The 15,780-nt window shown below is 53.4% G+C and carries 12 protein-coding genes; 11 read left to right on the top strand and 1 reads right to left on the bottom strand.

The features are described 5' to 3' along the window. Positions 1-55: 55 nt before the first annotated feature. Positions 56-472: a helix-turn-helix domain-containing protein gene (locus FE845_RS00705; RefSeq protein WP_200360871.1), complete on the top strand. Its 417-nt coding sequence runs from the start codon at positions 56-58 to the stop codon at positions 470-472. Between the two features lie 24 nt (positions 473-496). On the opposite strand, the gene galU is transcribed toward FE845_RS00705, so the two are convergent. Further along, positions 497-1,336, bottom strand: a complete 840-nt coding sequence (gene galU / locus FE845_RS00700) for a UTP--glucose-1-phosphate uridylyltransferase GalU (protein ID WP_200360869.1) — start codon at positions 1,334-1,336, stop codon at positions 497-499. A 343-nt stretch (positions 1,337-1,679) separates the two neighbouring features. Between galU and FE845_RS00695 the strand changes: the two genes are divergently transcribed. From FE845_RS00695 to prpF, 10 genes are all read left to right on the top strand, one after another. Beyond that, on the top strand, positions 1,680-2,834 hold the full coding sequence (locus tag FE845_RS00695; protein ID WP_200360867.1) for a ShlB/FhaC/HecB family hemolysin secretion/activation protein: 1,155 nt from the start codon (positions 1,680-1,682) through the stop codon (positions 2,832-2,834). A gap of 117 nt (positions 2,835-2,951) precedes the next feature. Continuing rightward, complete coding sequence (locus FE845_RS00690) at positions 2,952-4,505, top strand: glucan biosynthesis protein G (RefSeq protein WP_200360865.1); 1,554 nt, start codon at positions 2,952-2,954, stop codon at positions 4,503-4,505. Positions 4,506-4,539: 34 nt separating this feature from the next. Next, the gene (locus tag FE845_RS00685) at positions 4,540-4,854 is read left to right on the top strand and encodes a hypothetical protein (protein ID WP_200360863.1); all 315 of its coding nucleotides are present in this window, start codon (positions 4,540-4,542) and stop codon (positions 4,852-4,854) included. Beyond that, on the top strand, positions 4,847-6,952 hold the full coding sequence (gene mdoH, locus FE845_RS00680; protein ID WP_320159655.1) for a glucans biosynthesis glucosyltransferase MdoH: 2,106 nt from the start codon (positions 4,847-4,849) through the stop codon (positions 6,950-6,952). Before FE845_RS00685 ends, mdoH begins: the two co-directional genes overlap by 8 nt. A gap of 70 nt (positions 6,953-7,022) precedes the next feature. After that, positions 7,023-8,603 carry a glucan biosynthesis protein gene (locus FE845_RS00675; RefSeq protein WP_200360861.1) on the top strand — a complete coding sequence of 527 codons (1,581 nt, stop codon included), beginning with the start codon at positions 7,023-7,025 and terminating at the stop codon, positions 8,601-8,603. Positions 8,604-8,725: 122 nt separating this feature from the next. Beyond that, complete coding sequence (locus FE845_RS00670) at positions 8,726-9,406, top strand: GntR family transcriptional regulator (RefSeq protein ID WP_200360859.1); 681 nt, start codon at positions 8,726-8,728, stop codon at positions 9,404-9,406. Positions 9,407-9,422: 16 nt separating this feature from the next. Next, on the top strand, positions 9,423-10,313 hold the full coding sequence (gene prpB, locus FE845_RS00665) for a methylisocitrate lyase (protein ID WP_200360857.1): 891 nt from the start codon (positions 9,423-9,425) through the stop codon (positions 10,311-10,313). A gap of 45 nt (positions 10,314-10,358) precedes the next feature. Continuing rightward, on the top strand, positions 10,359-11,489 hold the full coding sequence (gene prpC / locus FE845_RS00660) for a 2-methylcitrate synthase (protein ID WP_200360855.1): 1,131 nt from the start codon (positions 10,359-10,361) through the stop codon (positions 11,487-11,489). 251 nt (positions 11,490-11,740) lie between these two features. After that, positions 11,741-14,353, top strand: a complete 2,613-nt coding sequence (gene acnD / locus FE845_RS00655; protein WP_200360853.1) for a Fe/S-dependent 2-methylisocitrate dehydratase AcnD — start codon at positions 11,741-11,743, stop codon at positions 14,351-14,353. A gap of 216 nt (positions 14,354-14,569) precedes the next feature. Further along, positions 14,570-15,748: a 2-methylaconitate cis-trans isomerase PrpF gene (prpF, locus tag FE845_RS00650; protein ID WP_200360845.1), complete on the top strand. Its 1,179-nt coding sequence runs from the start codon at positions 14,570-14,572 to the stop codon at positions 15,746-15,748. Positions 15,749-15,780: the final 32 nt, after the last annotated feature.

Raw genomic sequence — 15,780 nt, 5'->3', positions numbered from 1 at the left:
CGTTACATTTCCAGATTAACTCACTTTTTCGGGCAATCTTGCAGAGGCGAATATCATGCGTTACCTGCAGACTTTCAACCGCCGGTTGCGGCAGATGCGCGAGGCGGGGCGCTTATCCTGTCAGGACGTGGCCGAAATCTGCGGTGTGGAAGAGGCGCAGGTTATAAGCTGGGAGGCTTCGGATGCGAGGCAGCGTACTTATCCGGACATATCAGCACTGCTAGATTTCTGTATAAAAACAGAAACGCCGCTGGAAAATTTGTTAGATTTGGTTGAGCCGGGAACTTGTGGGCAATTCGAATTGCCAGGCTTGGCCTTCAGTAACAGCGACGATCTTTCTTCAGCTTTGGACGAGTTGGAGCAGGAGATAAGCCGGGTTCAGCTATCCGATGAAGAGGCAAAGCTATTACGCCGGTTCCGCAAAACAACGGCAGAGAACCGGCGCTTGATATTGCAAATTCTGGGCGGCTAAGCACTACACCGCCCGATGAACGGCTTACTTCTGTTTTTTGTAGATGTTTTCGTACACGTAGTTGGTGGCTTCCACAAAACCGTCAATGCTGCCGCAGTCAAAGCGTCGGCCTTTGAACTGGTAAGCCAGCACGCAGCCGTTTTTAGCCTGTTCCAACAGCGCATCGGTAATTTGAATTTCACCGTTTTTACCCGCTGGCGTACGCTCCAGAATTTCGAATATATCCGGGGTGAGAATATAGCGACCAATGATTGCGAGATTGCTCGGAGCATCTTCCGGGGCTGGCTTTTCAATCATATCCGTAATGCGATATAAGCCGTCCTTCATCGACTCACCGGCGATCACACCGTATTTATGAGTTTCGTCTTCAGGCACTTCCTCGATGGCAACAATGGAGCACCTGAACTGGTTATACAGCTTCACCATTTGTGCCAAAACCCCGTCTTCGCCGTCAGCGGGTCCAATGCAAAAGTCATCTGCCAGAACCACCGCAAAAGGGTTGTCACCAATCAGGTTGCGACCGCTTAGAATAGCGTGCCCAAGGCCTTTCATTTCGACCTGGCGGGTAAATGCGAAGGTGTTGTGATCTATCAGTTCACGGATGGAGGTCAGTAAACCCTCTTTGCCAGACCCCGCAATTTGATGCTCTAGCTCATAGCTCATATCAAAATGATCTTCGATAGCCCGCTTACCCCGGCCCGTAACAAACCCGAATTCATGAATGCCTGCTTCGGCTGCCTCTTCAACGCCGTACTGAACCAGCGGCTTGTTAACTATGGGCAGAATTTCTTTAGGCATCGCTTTGGTCGCAGGCAGAAAGCGAGTGCCGTAGCCTGCAACGGGGAAAAGGCATTTTTTGATCATCACATTCGTCCTTTAAGTCTGGATTCTGAGCCGGCCAGACGGTTCTGCAGTCCGGCGGTTTCCATGGAATCTGCCGAGTTTATCAAGTTCTACGCGTCAGGGGAGAGGGCAACCGACATTCACTAGATTTTGTAATCAACTATTTAATCTGGCTTTTTCTGAGGACATGCACTGTGTAGCTAAAGCAGATTCTGTAAATGTCGCTATAACCTACTGTTTTTAAGAACATTAAAATTGTAACTTTTGGAAGTTTGCTGTGGCGTATTCGGTGTTATTTTTTTAAGGTAATTAGGCGGTTCCTAAAGGAATCGTCATTCTGGTTTTTTACTTCAGTGAGGCTTGCGTGAGACTGATCCTGTTGACGGCTTTAGTTTGGGTCATTGTTGCCGGGTCGGCTTCAGCGAACAGTATGAAGTCCCGGGCTCATTCTCCTTTGTGGGATTTGTACCCGGCTGACCTTCTTCAATCGGTCACCCAATATGTTGCTTCTCACCTCGAGTTTTCCGGCAACTCTAGCCAAAACAGCGATAGGGCAGATGGTCGGCTCAATGTAACGAGCAATAACCTGATCTGGTCCCAACACGTGCTAGGTCTTGATTTTAGCGATTCAGTCGCACGCGAGGGCAGTGCCGAATCCACAACACTGGCGCTGCGTTACTCCTTTCCTCTGGCGGGTGGCGAGTTTCGTGTTGACCTTGAAAATCGGGACTATTCCGGCGCCGTGAATGGCTCAGGGCAGCGCTACGACGCACGTGGGGAGCGACGTAACCTTAAACTGACCGGCAAGCGTTCGGTCTGGTCATGGCAAGGGATTGAAGTGGGCAGTGTATTTTCCCATACCAGTGGCAAGAGTAGCGCCTTTGAAGACGCTGTATGGATTGAGGATTCGTCCCACACGCTTTCTAGTTTCGGGTTTCAAGGCAGTGCTTCACGCGAACTGATCGGTGGCGTTTATGCCACCACATCATTGACGGCTATTGGTGGGTTGGATTCCGAAGAAACGGTCGGTTCCGCCGGCTATGATAGTGATTCGGATAGCTTCCATAAACTTGCGGTGGCAGTGTCCCTGAGCCGTGAAATTTTAAGTTGGAATATGGGGCTCAGCGGGCGCTATCAGTTTGCTCCGGAAGATTTGCCATCATCCGAGTATTTAGTTGTAGCTGGCCCAAGCCTAATGCGCGGATTTAATGGCCAATCTGTGCGCGTTATCGAGGGTGGTTTACTGCAAATGAATGCACGCAGCCCGGGCTTTCATTGGCCGTTTGCATCTGAGCTCAACTCGTCCATAACCCTGTCATTATTGCAAGGTTGGGCACCATATTCCGCGGCACAGTCTGACCGGTTTGGCAGCACGAGTACGGGTGAAATTTCATTTCAGCTGTATTCCAGAGACTTTCGCGCAGATTTAAGCGTCGGGCAAATGCTTAACGCCTCCAACACTGCTCTTTTAATGCCAACCAGCCCTGATCTCTCTTTGTCCATTTCAGTTGGTATCTGATCGCCAGCGTACGTCTCGCTCAGAGCGCTATTTACCGTTCCCCTTACCAAGATGTCACTTGAGACCGGTCATGTAGCTGGTGTTACATTTATAGACTGGCTTTCAGGGAACTCTGCTATGACTGGATCACGGCTGACTGTATTTTTATCGTCCTGCGCAATATTGGCTGCATTTGCTGCGCAAGCTCAGGCGTTTGAATTCAAGGGTGTTGTGGATAAAGCCAAAGCACTGGCTGGAGAAGGTTACGAGCCGCCAACAAAGGCGCCGGATTTTCTTATAAATCTTGGATACACAGACTACCAATCTATCCGATTTAAGCCAGAGCAAAGCCTCTGGCGCTCAGGCAAGTCGCGCTTTCAGGTGATGATGATCCCGCAAGGCAGCTTCTACTCCCATGCCGTCAAGCTCAATGTGATTGATAGCGAAGGTGTACACGCTATTAGCTTCGATAAAGCCCAGTTCGATTACCCCAACCCGGAACTGGCAAAGCGTATTCCTGCCGATCTCGGCTATGCCGGGTTCAAGTTGACCTATCCTTTGTCTGACAAGGGTACGCAAAACCAGTTCTTGGTGTTTGGTGGCGCCAGTTATTTCCGCGGCGTGGGAGCAGGTCAGAATTTCGGGCTGTCCGGGCGGGGGGTGGCTGTTGATACGGGGCTTCCCTCGGGAGAGGAGTTTCCGGCGTTCACAGAGTTTTGGATGGAACGCCCCAAGGCAGATAGCGATGTAATGGTGGTTTATGGTCTGCTTGATGGACCTAGCCTGACCGGCGCATACCGGTTTGAAATTCAACCGGGTAAAAGCACGAAAATGGACGTAACGGCAAAACTGTTTTTCCGGGATGATATTGAGCAACTAGGGCAGGCGCCTCTGACTTCGATGTTTTTCTATGGGGACAATACGCTACGCCCACGAGGGGAATGGCGGCCACAAGTTCATGACTCCAACGGCTTGCTGATCAATGATGGCAAAACGGGCGAATGGCTCTGGCGCCCTTTGGTTAACCCGGCAGACCTGCAATTGAGTTATCACCATGTAGAAGAGCTTGACGGCTTTGGTCTGATGCAGCGAGACCGTCAGTTTAGTGACTTTCAAGATAACGAAGCCCGCTACGATCAGCGGCCAAGTATGTGGGTAAAGCCCGCTGGCAAAAACCGTGAAGGCTGGGGAAAAGGCGAGGTCGTTCTTGTTGAGATTCCTTCGGGTGCAGAGTCTAACGACAACATTGTCGCTTTTTTTAAGCCAGCGGCGAAAGTACAAGCGGGCGAAAGTCGTCGCCTGCAATACTCTGTAGCTTTTGGTGAACCAGACATCACGGCGCAGCCAAACGCCCGCGCCGTGCGCACTTTTGTCGGAACAGAAACAGCAAAAGGTGACTCTGCTGAGGTCTTGCGACTGATTGTTGATTTCAAGGGTGGTGATCTTTCGGGGCTTCGCCCGGATGCCGCTGTTGTCAGTCAGGTTAGCGGTGGCGAGGGTGTTGAGGTCATTGAGCACTTTGTTGAGTATATCGAAGCCACCGATGTGTGGCGCTTGTCGATCCTCGCAAAACCGCCCGCTGAGAAACTGCTCACATTGAGAGGCATTCTGAGTATGGGTGGCAAAGCGATGACCGAAACCTGGACTTACTTGTTGGGGCCGAAAACCGATCTCCGGGGAAATTCTCAGTAGTTGGTCAGTATCCAGAACGAGCAGGGAGAGTAATGTGCAAGATATTTCCTTCCAGCATGTATTTAGCCGAGTGTATAGCTACCTTTGCGAGGCTGGAGTTGAAATGACCAGTGAACGCTGCAGGCAGTTGCTTCAATTGATTGATGATGCAGTCGCCGAGGTTGGCAGGAGCGCTGATCAAAATTTGACGACCGGCAAGCCCCCGGACTCTCGCAACTTGGCTGGCCACCGTCTGTTAGATAACGCCATGAACAGGCTGCCGGAGTACTTCACTCTACCTCAAGCACACATCCCCACACCTGCTCCTTCTCTGTGCAGAGGCAGCATCGGGTACCATCGCCGTGGATAAAACCGAAGCGCACATTTCTGTGAAGCACCGGTGGCGCTTGGTTGCGAATCTTCGGCGGGCTGTCTTGATGCTGTTCGTATTCGGCCAAACCGGCATTGCCAGCTACTACCTGCTTTGGGTGCTGCCTTACCACGGCGGTACGGCATTGGAAATAGGAATGCTGGTATTGTTCGCCATTCTCTATGCGTGGATCGCAGTGGGGTTTTGGACAGCCGTGTTCGGGTTTGTGGTCAGGCTTATGGGGGGCGATCGGCACTCCATACTAAAACGACACTCAGAATCGGAGTTGCAGCACACGCCGCTGGAAAAAACGGCTGTTCTGCTGCCCATTTATCACGAGCCGGTGCACTGGACGATTAGTGGGCTGAAGGCCGTATACCGTGATATTGAGCGCACCGGCGAGATTGAGCACTTTGAGTTCTACATACTTTCAGATAGCCGTGATCCTGACGTGTGGCTTGAAGAGCAGGTGGCATGGAACAAGCTGACGAAAGATCTGGGCGGTGAAGGCCGAATCTTCTATCGCCGGCGGCCAGTGAACCTCAATTATAAAAGTGGCAATGTTGCAGATTTTCTTCGTCGCTGGGGTAAGCGTTGCAAGTATATGGTAGTGCTAGACGCAGACAGCCTGATGACCGGAAGCACCATCGTTCGCATGGTGCAGCTAATGCAGAGAGAGCCCAGTGTCGGTATTTTGCAAACCAACCCCAATATCATCAACGGCCAGTCTCTGTTTGCCCGAATTCAGCAGTTCGCTAACCGCTTTTACTCAACACTATTTGCCACTGGCCTTGCAGCTATTCAAATGGGCGACGCCGCATTCTGGGGGCATAACGCCATTCTTCGTATCGAGCCATTCATGAAGTATTGCGGTCTGCGCAAGCTGCCAGGGTTCGGCATTTTTGGTGGTCCCATTATGAGCCATGATTTTGTTGAAGCTGCCTATATGGGACGGGCAGGTTATGAAGTTTGGTTGGAGCCGGGCTTGGGTGGCAGTTACGAAGAGTCGCCGCCTACTCTGGCAGATGAGCTCTCACGGGATAGCCGTTGGGCCAAAGGCAACCTGCAGCATTTGTGGGTCATGCTGCGGGAGCCGGGCTTGCGCTTTGCCCACCGAATGGCGTTTCTCAATGGCATCATGGCTTATGTAGCATCACCTTTGTGGCTCGGCTTTTTGATACTTACCACCATTGCTGCAGCCAACATGACCTTATCGCCCATCGAATATTTTCCCGATGGCCATCAAGGGCTGTTTCCTTTGTGGCCAGAGTGGCGGCCGGAGTGGGCGCTTGGGTTGGCCCTCAGTACCTTGGCGCTGCTGTTCTTTCCCAAATTTCTGGCCATTATCGACGCTATCATTCATCGGTTCACCAAAGACTTTGGTGGTCTGTTCCGGTTGTTTTTCAGCGTGATGCTGGAAATTGTCATCTCCGTGCTTCTAGCGCCAGTGCGTATGTGGGCCCATAGCCGTTACGTGGTGTCAGCATTATTAAATGTATCTCTGCAGTGGGCCGGACAGAACCGCACAGAGGAAACAAGCTGGAAAGAAGCGTTGATCACCCAGATGCCGGGCATGGTTCTGGGTGCCGGTTGGTCCGCTTTTGCTTGGAGCTTGGATGCCATGTTTTTCCTCTGGTCCTTACCTGTTGCCTTACCCTTGATTCTGGCCGCACCTACCGCCGTGTACCTAAGCCGAAACTCGCTTGGCCAGGCTTTGAGAAAACGTCGCATCCTTCTTATACCGGAGGAAAACACGCCCATGGCGCTGCTTGAAGACGCAGTCTGGTACCGCTCCAGAGGGCTTTCAAATTCAACCCTTACACCTCTTGAGCAAGCAATACTGAAGCTTGACTACAACCGCCTGCATCAAGCGCTGGCATGGAACCATCGCAGAGGTTCCCGTAAGGCTGAGCTGGAGTCCTGCGTGGCACGTTGTCTTGAACAAGGGCCGGAGGCGCTTTCACGCTCCGAAATGAGCCAAGTCGCCAGAGACCGGGAATCTCTGCAAACGCTACACGAAGGCGCTTGGCGGGCCTCGCCTGATAGCTTTTGGGGGCGCTCCATAGCTCGGCTTAGTGCGCAAACCCAAAAAACTTAGCTTTACATCTTAAAGCTGCCAGCTGTCGTTACAGCAGCTGGCGGAGCGCTTTAGAAGGGGGAGGGAAGTGATGGACCGCAGAACGCTAATGAAAACCTTAATCGCTGGGCTTGGTGCCAGTGCGCTGCCACTGGCACCTTTGGTGTGGGCGGAACAGTCGCAGTCAGACGGCAATGACAAGCCCTTTAGTTATGCCTGGTTAAAAGGTTACGCTCGCGAACTTGCTGGGCGCCCATACATCTCTCATGAAGGCGAGCTACCTAAAAGTCTTAAGGAACTGTCCTGGGACGATTATCAGGCCATTCGGTTCCGCAAAGACCATGCGCTGTGGGCGGAGAGCAATTCCGCTTTTCAGGCGCAGTTGTTTCATCTGGGTTTGTACTTTCAATCTCCGGTCACCCTCCATGAAGTGGTTGATGGTCAGGCCACTGTGTTGCGGTATAACCCCGAGTTTTTTGATTACCAAGGCGAGCAGCCACTGGGCGACCTACCGGGTAACCTAGGCTACGCGGGGTTTCGCTTGCACTATAAAACCGATTTTTCCCGCGATCTTGCGGCCTTTCTCGGCGCCAGTTACTTCCGTGCAGTGGGAGCCGAAATGCAATACGGCATGTCTGCCCGTGGGCTTGCCATTGATACAGCCATTAATGGCGAGGAGGAGTTTCCCCGGTTCAGTGCTTACTGGCTGGAAAAGCCACAACCCGGTAGCCATGTAATGCGAGTATGGGGCCTGCTCGATTCGCCCAGCACAACGGGGGCTTATGCGTTTGTTCTCGACCCCGGAAAGAACATGGTAATGGATGTCGATGTCGCTCTTTACCCTCGTTCCGAAATGAAAAGAGCAGGCATAGCTCCTCTAACCAGCATGTATCAGGTCGGTGAAAACAACCGGCGCATGGGTTACGACTGGCGCCCGGAGATTCACGATTCCGATGGGTTGGCCATGCTTTCAGGAAGTGGTGAGTGGTTGTGGCGCCCCCTTGAGAACCCGGCCCACCTGCGCTTTAACAGCTTTAGTGATAACAACCCTCAGGGCTTTGGCCTGCTACAACGCGATCGCAACTTCAATCACTATCAAGACGATGGCGTATTCTATGAACGTCGTCCCAGTGTTTGGGTGCAGCCAAAAGGCCAGTGGGGCAAGGGTAGTATCGATCTGGTGGAAATCCCCACGGTTGATGAAACCTTCGACAACATTGTGGCGTTTTGGCATCCGGATGAGCCTCTAAAGCCAAATCAGGAATATTTGTTCGCCTACCGATTACATTGGGGTGAGCATGCACCGGTAAACCCAAGGGAGCTAGCGACGGTAGAGGCAACCCGTACAGGGTTGGGTGGCGTGATTGGTCAGAAACGAGAGTACTTCTCCTGGCGTTTCGCCGTAGATTTTGCTGGGGGTATGCTAACGATGCTTGGTAATGACGCCGAGGTGGAACCGGTTATCACGGTCAGCCGGGGGGAGGTAGAAATAACCTCGGCGCGGCCATTGTCTGCAATCGATGGTTACCGAGCGATGTTTGATTTGGTTCCGGGGGATTCGGAAGAGCCTATCAACATTCGCATGTATTTGCGTCTGGGCAACGAGCCTCTCACTGAAACCTGGGTTTACCAATACACACCGCCGCCGCCGCCTGAGCGGAAGCTGTATTAATAGAAGAGAATCCAGACCTCCGTATCAGCCTGTATTGTTTACAGCGGTACTTTAGGATTGTTGACAATATTAGGCTTTGAGCGTAAATTTCAATATTATCTAGCCTATATTGTCGACAAAGTATGACTGATAGCACTTCTCAAACCTATACAAGAGCCGACGAAGCCTTTGATTGTCTGCAAACGGCAATCGTAAAAGGCGATCTTGCGCCCGGTGACAAAATCGGCGAACTGGATCTCTGTTCCCGCTTTGAACTAACCCGAGGCCCACTCCGGGAAGCCCTTGGTCGGCTCGAGTCTCGAGGACTGCTGGTCCGCAGGCCCCACGCCGGTGTAAAAGTTGTCTCCCTCAGCGCCTCGGAACTGGTAGAGCTGTACCGCATTCGAGAGGTAATGGAAGGCCTTGCCGCACGACAAGCGGCAGAACGCATGACCGATCAGGAAATTGCAGATCTACAAGCCACGCTTGATGCTCACGAGACCATGATCGACGAAGCTCAAGGGCAGGCCTATTATCAGGCTGAAGGGGATTACGATTTTCATCACCGTATCGCCACGGGTAGTCGGAATATCAAGCTGGCGCAAATGCTTTTGGGCGATCTCTATTACATGGTGCGTATGTATCGCTATCGGTTAAGTACTTCCGCAGGTCGCCCGCACCGCGCTCTGGGTGAACACCGCCGTATTGTTGAAGCCATTGCCCAGCGCGATGGTGAGCTTGCAGAGTTTCTAATGAAAAGACACATCAACGCCGCTCGAAAAAACATCGAGAAAAAGATTCAGGAAGGCGTTTTAACTATCTGATAAGAGAGGAATAAGCATGTCGAACAAACTCTCCCCGGGCGCACGCTTTCGCCAAGCCCTTAAAGACAACAAGCCTCTACAGATTGTAGGCACTATCAATGCTTATGCCGCCATGATGGCGGAGAAAGTCGGGCACCACGCGATTTATCTTTCCGGTGGAGGCGTGGCAAATGCGTCATACGGCCTACCAGATCTTGGCATGACCAGCATGAATGATGTGGTGGAAGACGTTCGCCGTATTACCGCAGCAACCGATTTGCCGCTGCTTGTCGACATTGATACAGGTTGGGGTGGGGCATTCAACATTGCCCGCACAATTCGTGAAATGGAACGTGCAGGCGCGGCGGCTGTTCACATCGAAGACCAAGTAGCGCAGAAGCGCTGCGGGCACCGCCCGAATAAGGAAATTGTATCTAAAGAAGAAATGGTCGACCGAATTAAAGCGGCTGCGGACGCACGGGTAGATAAAGACTTTTTTATCATGGCCCGCACAGATGCCTTTCAAAAAGAAGGTCTGGAAGCTGCTATTGACCGTGCCAAAGCCTGTATTGAAGCCGGTGCTGACGGTATTTTTGCCGAAGCGGTAACTGAGCTAGAGCACTACGAGGCATTTTCCAAAGCGCTTGGCGATGTGCCTATACTGGCTAACATCACCGAATTCGGTGCTACGCCGCTATATAATCGCAAAGAACTGGGAGAAGCCGGAGCGGCCATGGTGCTGTACCCGCTAAGTGCGTTCCGCGCCATGAACAAAGCGGCCGTAACCGTGTACCAGAATATTCTGGAGAAGGGCGATCAAAAAGACGTAGTGGATCTGATGCAGACCCGTATGGAACTCTACGATTACCTTAACTACCACGATTTTGAGCAGAAGCTGGATCAGCTGTTTCAGCAATCTAAGGCTTAATAACCCAAGAGCTCGGTCAATTATAAAATAGAGGGAGAGTAACCCATGGCAGAAGCAAAGAAACTCGGCGGTGCGGGCCTGCGTGGTCAGGTAGCTGGCGAAACGGCCCTGTGTACCGTAGGTAAAACCGGAACCGGCCTAACGTATCGCGGGTACGATGTTAGCGATTTGGCAGATAACGCCCAATTTGAAGAAGTAGCCTACCTCTTGTTGCGCGGCAAGCTGCCAAATCAGCAGGAGTTGGATGCCTACAAGAAGAAACTTCAGAGCCTGCGTGGATTGCCTGCCGCCCTGAAGACTGTTTTAGAAAACATCCCCAAAGACGCCCACCCGATGGACGTTATGCGTACCGGTTGCTCCATGCTGGGTAATCTGGAAACCGAGAAGGATTTCAGCGAACAGGACGACAAAATCGACCGTATGCTGGCCCTGTTTCCTTCGATCATCACCTACTGGTACCGCTTCGCCCATGAAGGCGTCCGTATCGAAACCGACAGTGATGTGGACTCCATTGGTGGTCACTTCCTCGAACTGCTCCATGGCAAAAAACCGAGTGAGCTGCACGAGCGGGTGATGAACGTATCCCTGATTCTATACGCCGAGCACGAATTTAACGCTTCTACCTTCACTGCTCGTGTATGCGCGTCTACCTTGTCTGACATACACAGCTGTGTAACCGGCGCAATCGGTACCCTGCGTGGCCCGCTGCACGGAGGCGCTAACGAAGCAGCGATGGAACTGATTCAGAGATTCCAGACACCAGAGGAAGCTGAAGAAGGCCTAATGGGCATGCTGGCCCGCAAGGAAAAAATCATGGGCTTCGGTCACGCCATCTACAGCGAATCCGATCCCCGCAACGTGATCATCAAAAAGTGGTCGGAGAAGCTGGCCAACGAAGTGGGAGATACGGTTCTGTACCCCGTATCCGTGCGCTGTGAAGAAGTCATGTGGCGCGAAAAGAAGCTGTTTTGTAACGCCGACTTCTTCCATGCCTCAACCTACCACTTCATGGGCATTCCAACCGAGTTGTTCACGCCTATTTTTGTGATGTCCCGCGTATCCGGTTGGACAGCACACGTAAAAGAGCAGCGTGAAAATAACCGGATCATTCGCCCAAGTGCGGATTACACCGGGCCGGAGCATGCTGAGTGGGTGCCGATTGAAAAGCGGGCATAAAGATTCCCCCCCCTCTCCCTAGCCCTCTCCCGCGAGGGGAGAGGGGATTAAGATGAAAGCATTCCCCTCCTTAACCCGCGAGGGGATAAAGATTAAAGCACCCCTCTCCCTAACCCTCTCCCGCAAGGGGCGAGGGGATACTGACTTTACTCCCATCTCCTGCAGGGGGAGTAGTATTCAACTCCCCTCTCCCCTCGCGGGAGAGGGGCCGGGGGAGAGGGGGGAAATACAACAGATTCAGAGTATTACCCATGAACACCAATTACCGCAAACCCCTACCAGGCACCGATCTGGACTATTTCGATACCCGCCAAGCCGTTGAAGATATTCAGGCTGGCGCCTACGACAAACTGCCATACACCTCCAGAATTCTGGCAGAACAATTGGTTCGTCGCTGCGACCCAGATGCACTTACCGATTCCCTCAACCAGCTCATAGAACGCAAGCGGGATCTCGATTTTCCTTGGTATCCAGCCCGCGTAGTCTGCCACGACATTCTGGGCCAGACCGCTCTCGTGGACCTCGCTGGCCTGCGTGACGCCATTGCCGAAAAGGGTGGAGACCCGGCCAAAGTGAACCCGGTGGTTCCAACCCAGTTGATCGTGGATCACTCTCTGGCTGTTGAGCACGCTGGCTTTGATAAGGACGCGTTCGAGAAGAACCGCGAAATCGAGGATCGCCGTAACGACGACCGCTTCCACTTCATCAACTGGACTAAGAAAGCGTTCAAGAATGTGGATGTGATTCCCCCAGGCAACGGCATCATGCACCAGATTAATCTGGAGAAAATGTCTCCGGTGGTGCAGGCCCGTGCCGATGGCGAAGGCAAGAAGGTAGCCTTTCCTGATACCTGCGTAGGCACAGACAGCCACACGCCGATGGTGGATGCTCTGGGCGTTATCTCCGTAGGCGTTGGTGGCCTGGAAGCGGAAAGCGTCATGCTGGGCCGAGCCTCCATGATGCGGCTCCCGGATATCGTGGGTGTCGAGCTTACCGGGAAACTGCAGCCGGGCATTACCAGCACCGACATGGTTCTAGCTTTGACCGAATTCCTGCGTAAGGAACGGGTAGTCGGCGCCTATCTGGAATTCTACGGCGAAGGTGCAGACAGCCTCACCATCGGTGATCGTGCCACCATCTCCAACATGACACCGGAATACGGGGCTACGGCTGCGATGTTCTACATCGATGGCCAGACCATCGACTACCTCAAACTCACCGGCCGTGAAGACGAGCAGGTGGCTTTGGTAGAGAAGTACGCCAAGCACACCGGCCTCTGGGCAGAGGCCCTGAAAACGGCTGAATACGAGCGTGTGCTGAAGTTTGATCTGTCTACCGTGGTTCGCACACTGGCGGGCCCTTCAAACCCCCATGCGCACCTACCAACTTCCGAGCTTGCTGAACGCGGCATTGCCAGTAAGTGGGAGCTGGAAGAAGGAAAAATGCCGGACGGCGCTGTTATTATTGCTGCTATCACCAGCTGCACCAACACCAGTAACCCCCGCAACATGGTGGCTGCAGGCCTCATAGCTCGTAACGCCAACAAGCTTGGTCTCACTCGCAAGCCATGGGTGAAATCCTCTCTGGCACCGGGTTCTAAAACCGTTGAAATGTACCTCAACGAAGCCGGGTTGCTGCCAGAGCTGGAAAATCTCGGTTTTGGTGTGGTCGGCTTTGCCTGCACCACCTGTAACGGTATGAGTGGTGCACTTGATCCGGTCATCCAGAAAGAAGTGGTTGAACGGGATTTATATTCAACAGCCGTACTCTCCGGAAACCGTAATTTCGATGGCAGGATTCATCCCTACGCCAAACAGGCGTTTCTGGCATCCCCACCACTGGTTGTGGCCTATGCCATCGCCGGAACTATCCGCTTCGATATTGAAAAAGACACTCTAGGCCACGACAAGGACGGTAACCCCGTAACCTTGAAAGACATCTGGCCAGACGATGCAGAAATCGACGCCATCGTGAAGGAATCGGTGAAGCCTGAGCAGTTCCGCAGCACCTACATCCCGATGTTCGACGTAACTCAGGAATCTCATGCCAACATTAGCCCACTGTACGATTGGCGCGAAATGAGCACCTACATTCGCCGTCCGCCATACTGGGAAGGTGGCATGGTGGGTGAGAAGGCCCTGAAAGGCATGCGCCCGCTGGCGGTGTTGCCCGACAACATCACCACAGATCACCTCTCGCCATCCAACGCAATTCTCATGGACAGCGCTGCGGGTGAATACCTGCACAAAATGGGTGTGCCTGAAGTCGACTTCAACTCCTACGCAACCCACCGTGGTGATCACCTAACGGCCCAGCGTGCCACCTTCGCCAACCCCAAGCTGTTCAACGAAATGGTTTTGGACGAAAACGGCAAAGTGAAGCAAGGCTCTCTGGCGCGCATCGAGCCGGAAGGCAAGGTCACCCGCATGTGGGAAGCCATTGAAACCTACATGGAACGCAAGCAGCCGCTGATTATCATTGCTGGTGCTGACTACGGGCAAGGTTCATCCCGTGACTGGGCGGCCAAAGGTGTGGCGTTGGCAGGCGTTGAGGCGATTGTTGCCGAAGGCTTTGAGCGCATCCACCGCACCAACCTCGTGGGTATGGGTGTTATGCCTTTGCAGTTCGAAGAAGGCACTACTCGCAAGACTCTGGAGATTGACGGTACTGAAACCTTTGATGTGGAAGGCAAGCCTGCGCCAGGTGCCAAGCTGACGCTGGTTATCAACCGCAAAGATGGTGGCTCCGAGAAGGTGCCTGTTATTTGCAGGCTGGATACCGCGGAGGAGTTGTCGATTTACTCTGCGGGTGGTGTGTTGCAGCGGTTTGCTGAGGACTTTTTGCAGTCTGAAGGGGCTGTTTGAGGGAGGGCTGAAGCCCTACTTCCTTACCCCCTCTCCCTAGCCCTCCCCCGCAAGGGGGGAGGGGACGCACATAGCGATGGCCTGCATGTATTGGAAGTTGTACCCCCAAGCCCGAGAGCAGTGCAGTAAAGCCCCTCGCCCCCGGCGGGAGAGGGGTTGGGGAGAGGGGGCGAGGCCCGACTCCCGACTCCCAATAAACTCAAAAAGGAACCCCCCATGCCCCACAAACCCCAAATCAAAATCCCCGCCAGCTACATGCGTGGCGGTACCAGCAAAGGTGTCTTTTTTCGCCTGAGCGATCTCCCGGAAAAGGCCCAAACCCCGGGCCCGGCTCGGGACAACCTCTTGCTGCGAGTTATCGGTAGTCCAGACCCCTACCAGAAGCAAACCGACGGTATGGGCGGTGCCACTTCCAGCACCAGCAAAACCGTCATTCTGAGCAAAAGCACCCAGCCGGACCACGATGTGGATTACCTGTTCGGACAGGTGAGCATCGACAAGCCCTTTGTGGACTGGAGCGGCAACTGCGGCAACCTCACCGCTGCGGTGGGCGCTTTTGCCATCAACAGTGGCTACGTACCGCAAGACCGCATCCCGGAGAACGGAACCGCAGTTGTGCGCATTTGGCAGGCCAATATCCGCAAAACCATCATCGCGAACGTGCCCATCACCAACGGTGAGGTACAAGAAACCGGCGATTTTGAACTGGATGGCGTCACATTCCCCGCTGCAGAAGTTCAAGTGGAGTTCATGGACCCGGCAGACGGCGAAGGCTCTATGTTCCCCACCGGCAATCTGAGAGATGAGCTGGAAGTCCCCGGTGTTGGAACCTTGCAGGCCACCATGATCAATGCTGGCATACCCACTGTATTCATTAATGCAGAAGCGGTGGGCTACAAAGGCACCGAGTTACAGGATGATATCAACAGCGATCCTAAAGCTCTGGCGATGTTTGAAACCATCCGCGCTCACGGCGCCGTGAAAATGGGGCTGATTCAGACTATCGAAGAAGCCGCCGCCCGGCAGCACACCCCAAAAGTGGCTTTTGTGGCACCGCCGGCGAGCTACGCCGCATCCAGCGGTAAGCAAATTGCTGCAGGTGATATCGATGTGCTGGTACGCGCGCTCTCCATGGGCAAGTTACATCACGCCATGATGGGCACGGCAGCCGTTGCTATCGCAACCGCCGCAGCTATTCCGGGAACGCTGGTGAATCTGGCAGCCGGTGGTGGAGACCGCACGTCGGTCACCTTTGGCCACCCTTCCGGCACACTACAAGTAGGTGCAGAAGCAAAAGAAGTGAACGGTCAGTGGACAGCCACCAAGGCCATCATGAGCCGAAGTGCTCGAATACTGATGGAAGGCTGGGTAAGGGTGCCCGAGGATAGCTTCTAACAAAAAAGCCACTTGGTCTTTCGACTAAGTGG

This window comes from Marinobacter sp. 1-4A, assembly GCF_016597725.1.
Lineage (GTDB): Bacteria > Pseudomonadota > Gammaproteobacteria > Pseudomonadales > Oleiphilaceae > Marinobacter.
Note: the sequence above shows the minus strand (reverse complement) of the source record. Positions and strands in the feature narration are given on the sequence as shown.

What these genes read in the sequence shown, in the direction of transcription:
- galU (WP_200360869.1), bottom strand. Translation starts at nt 1,336, where the DNA reads ATGATCAAAAAATGCCTTTTCCCCGTTGCAGGCTACGGCACTCGCTTT.
- prpC (WP_200360855.1), top strand. Translation starts at nt 10,359, where the DNA reads ATGGCAGAAGCAAAGAAACTCGGCGGTGCGGGCCTGCGTGGTCAGGTA.
- FE845_RS00670 (WP_200360859.1), top strand. Translation starts at nt 8,726, where the DNA reads ATGACTGATAGCACTTCTCAAACCTATACAAGAGCCGACGAAGCCTTT.
- prpB (WP_200360857.1), top strand. Translation starts at nt 9,423, where the DNA reads ATGTCGAACAAACTCTCCCCGGGCGCACGCTTTCGCCAAGCCCTTAAA.
- FE845_RS00675 (WP_200360861.1), top strand. Translation starts at nt 7,023, where the DNA reads ATGGACCGCAGAACGCTAATGAAAACCTTAATCGCTGGGCTTGGTGCC.
- acnD (WP_200360853.1), top strand. Translation starts at nt 11,741, where the DNA reads ATGAACACCAATTACCGCAAACCCCTACCAGGCACCGATCTGGACTAT.
- FE845_RS00705 (WP_200360871.1), top strand. Translation starts at nt 56, where the DNA reads ATGCGTTACCTGCAGACTTTCAACCGCCGGTTGCGGCAGATGCGCGAG.
- prpF (WP_200360845.1), top strand. Translation starts at nt 14,570, where the DNA reads ATGCCCCACAAACCCCAAATCAAAATCCCCGCCAGCTACATGCGTGGC.
- FE845_RS00690 (WP_200360865.1), top strand. Translation starts at nt 2,952, where the DNA reads ATGACTGGATCACGGCTGACTGTATTTTTATCGTCCTGCGCAATATTG.